The 1,698-nt window shown below is 72.0% G+C and carries 2 protein-coding genes; both read right to left on the bottom strand.

Annotated features, from left to right (window positions below; all coding sequences use genetic code 11):
• Positions 1-229: 229 nt before the first annotated feature.
• Entirely contained in the window at positions 230-526 is a 297-nt protein-coding gene (locus IH13_RS0100580; RefSeq protein WP_003949502.1) for a type II toxin-antitoxin system VapB family antitoxin, read from the bottom strand.
• A gap of 198 nt (positions 527-724) precedes the next feature.
• Positions 725-1,698 (bottom strand): M20/M25/M40 family metallo-hydrolase (locus tag IH13_RS0100575; protein ID WP_031080043.1); only part of this gene is annotated, 974 nt, incomplete at its 5' end.

The following is a 1,698-nucleotide window of genomic DNA, read 5'->3' as shown; positions in this document are numbered from 1 at the left end:
CGCCCGCCGAGAGGACCAGCTTGCGGCGACGGCGCGGACGGCGCATGCGCGGGTACGCCTTGCCCGTGACGCGGTACTTCCCGCCCATGCCGGGAGGGGTCAACATGCTCATGGCCGAAGCGTAGTGCGGCGCGGAGATGATGCCTACTAAACGATCAGCGGAGGGCACCTGCGCGGGAGCAAAAGCACCCGAAAGGCCCGACATGGCCCAAGAGCGGGAGCGGCGCCGTCAGTCGAGCTCCAGCACGCGGGCGTGCAGCACCTGGCGCTGCTGCAGGGCGGCCCGCACGGCGCGGTGCAGCCCGTCCTCGAGGTAGAGGTCTCCCCGCCACTTCACGACGTGGGCGAACAGGTCTCCGTAGAACGTCGAGTCCTCGGCGAGCAGGGTCTCCAGGTCCAGCTGGCCCTTGGTGGTCACCAGCTGGTCGAGGCGGACCGGGCGCGGCGCGACATCCGCCCACTGCCGGGTGCTTTCCCGGCCGTGGTCGGGGTATGGCCGCCCATTTCCGATGCGCTTGAAGATCACACGGAAAGCCTACCGGGCCCGGCCCTCGGGGCGCAGCCATCGGCGGCACACCGATCCCGGGTGAAAACGGCCCGAACCACCAGGAAGTGCGTCGGGTGCGGCGCGGGGTCCGCCGGAAGCCGCCGGGGACGCCGTCGCGCCGCGGGCGGGGAGCGGTGCTCCCCGTCCGCGGCGCGCCCTCGGCCCGGGGGCCGTCGTCTACCGGGTGACGCCGTGCGCGTGGTCCTCGCGCGCCGACCGGCCGTCGGCCCGCTCACCGGCGGGGGCCGCGGCGGGGACCGGGCGGGTCAGGGAGCGGAGGTCGTAGGCGTACGTGCCGACCGCGTGCGCGATGACGTCGATGTTCGTCTCGAAGAGCCCCATGTCGAGGTTCTTCAGGTCGTCGCAGGCCGCGTGGTAGCAGGGGTCGTAGGCGATACCCGCCGTGCCGCCGAAGACCTCGGCCTCGGCGGCGGTCTTGATGCCCTCGGCGCCGGTGTCCGTCCCGCCGGCCGGGATGCCGGCCTCGATGAAGGGCCCGTAGTCCGAGCGTCCGGTGAAGTCCGCACCGATGTGCGGGGTGCCCCGGGAGTCCAGGAACGCGGTGATGTCGTGTTCCAGCTGGGCGGAGCCCTCCGGGCCGGGGCCCTCGCCGACCCCGTCGGAGTCGTCGCCGTCGAAGACGAACTGGGCGCCGTTGGGCGAGGCGATCATGTCGAAGTTCAGGTAGAGCGCGATCTTCCCGCGCTGCGCCTCGGAGAGCTTCGCGACGTACGCCTCCGAGCCCAGCAGGCCGTTCTCCTCGGCCGACCACCAGGCGAAGCGGACCTTGTTGGCCGGCGTCTTGTGCGTCCGGGCCAGTTCCAGGGCGACTTCGAGGAGTCCGGCCGAGCCCGAGGCGTTGTCGTTGATACCGGGGCCTTCGGTGACCGAGTCGAGGTGGGCGCCGAGCATGACCGTCTTCGCCGCGTTACCGCCCCGGGTCTCGGCGACGACGTTGCGGGTGGTGCGCTCCTCCTGGAGTTCGCGGATCTCCAGGGAGACCGTCACCTCGCCCTTCGCCAGGTCGGCGACGAGCTTCTCGCCCTCCTCCTGGACGAGTCCGCCGGTGGGGATCCTGCCCGACGCGGCGTCGCCGAGGGTGCCGGACAGGGCGCCTTCGGTGTTGTTGTAGATGACCGCCGCGACCGCAA

Origin of the sequence: Streptomyces sp. NRRL WC-3549 (assembly GCF_000721935.1) — a bacterium.
GTDB lineage: Bacteria > Actinomycetota > Actinomycetes > Streptomycetales > Streptomycetaceae > Streptomyces.
This window is presented reverse-complemented; position numbering and strand designations above follow the sequence as displayed.